Origin of the sequence: Bradyrhizobium sp. PRIMUS42 (genome assembly GCF_023006515.1) — a bacterium.
In the GTDB taxonomy this organism is placed as follows: Bacteria; Pseudomonadota; Alphaproteobacteria; order Rhizobiales; family Xanthobacteraceae; genus Bradyrhizobium.
The window spans coordinates 1-1,453 of record NZ_JALBGZ010001089.1 but is presented as its reverse complement, the minus strand read 5'-3'; the positions used below and the strand labels follow the sequence as shown (position 1 = coordinate 1,453).

At 66.0% G+C, this 1,453-nt stretch carries 2 protein-coding genes and 1 pseudogene; all 3 read right to left on the bottom strand.

Going from position 1 to position 1,453, the window contains the following annotated elements; genetic code table 11:
- On the bottom strand, positions 1-903 hold a 903-nt coding region (locus tag MOV75_RS37865), incomplete at its 3' end, for an MFS transporter (RefSeq protein WP_247007962.1).
- 171 nt (positions 904-1,074) lie between these two features.
- Positions 1,075-1,242, bottom strand: coding sequence for a hypothetical protein (locus tag MOV75_RS37860; RefSeq protein WP_246932609.1), 168 nt, complete (start codon positions 1,240-1,242; stop codon positions 1,075-1,077).
- A gap of 101 nt (positions 1,243-1,343) precedes the next feature.
- A pseudogene (locus tag MOV75_RS37855) lies at positions 1,344-1,453 on the bottom strand (MBL fold metallo-hydrolase); the annotation flags it as partial.

Genomic DNA, 1,453 nt, shown 5'->3' with positions numbered 1-1,453 from the left:
GATCAGCAGCACGATCGCCGCGTTCGCGGCAAAGCAGGCCGCGGCGACATAGCCGTGGCGCTCGGTGTGGTCGGCAAGGAAGCCGCCTGCGAGCACGCCGGCGGCGCTGGCGCCAAGGAATGCCGTCAGCATGACGTTGGCTGCCGAGTAGGACGTGCCATAGCCGCTCATCAGCGCGACGACGCCGAAATTGTTGATGCCGGCGACCGACAGGCTGAGCAGCATGAACAGCGCCGTCAGCACGATCAGCGCCGGTGTGATGACGGCCTGCCTCTGCGCGTTCTCCGCGCCCGGCTTCTTCCTGCTGGCGCCGGCGTCGGGAATGTTCATGACGAGCAGCAGCGAGGCCACCGCAATGCCGATCGCACCCGATGCGATCAGCGCGCCGGTGCCGCCGGACAGGGTGACGAGTGCCGCCACGATCGCCGGTGCCACCGCGCCGCCGAGAAATCCGGCAAAGGTGTGGATCGAGAAGGCGCGGCCCATCCGCGCCTCGTCCATGTGCTCGGCCAGGATCGCGTAGTCGGCGGGGTGATAGACGCTATTGGCGAGACCCAGCAGCACGGCGCAGGCGATCAGCGAGGCGTAGCTGAGATGCAGGCCAAGCAGGATCAGCGCGAAGCCGCCGAGCGTGAGGCCGATCAGCAGGATCCTGCGCGCGCCAAAATGGTCGACGAGATAGCCGGTCGGCGCCTGCGTCAGTCCGGACACCACCGCGAATACGGTGAGCGCGAAGCCAAGCTCGATATAGCCGACGCCGAGCTGCGCCTTGAGAAACGGGAATAGCATCGGCAGGACCAGCAGATGGAAATGGCTGACCCAATGCGCGATCGAGATTCCCGTCAGCGTGCGTAGCGCGCTGTCCGCCTTGCCTTGCTGCGGTGCGGCGAGAACATCGACCATTGCAGTTTCGGTTTCACTCCCTGGAAGGCGCGCAAACTATCGGGGAGAGCGGTTATTTGTCCATGAACAGAGGCGCATGGCAGGTAGTGCGGGTCGATCGAGCAGTTGAGCCACTTCCACAGCGCCGCCCCTGCGAACGCAGGGACGACAGGCGAGCCCGGGGCCGCCCCCTCACAACGGCTCGTCGTCCACACCGTAACGGTCGCGTTTGGGCGTCGCGATGTCGCCGTCCTCGTAGTCGTCGTCATCGGCCGGAGGCGGAGGTAGCTTCGCCTTGTTGTCCGCCGGCTTCTTGACGGCGATTTTGGGCGGTTCGCTCGGTTTGCAGGTCTTGATCATGGCTGGTCCCGGATGGTGATGCTGCACCCGATCCTACCCCGCAAATATGGGTAGTCCCTGACTTAGCGCAATCATCTCGTCCCGAGGACGGTCCTCGGCCGTCAATGCACGAGCGGCCCGCCGGCCTTCTTCCAGGCATCCAGGCCGCCGGCGATGTGCGCCGTGTTGGAAAGGCCGGCCGCCTTGGCGGCGGCCACCGCCATCGCCGAGC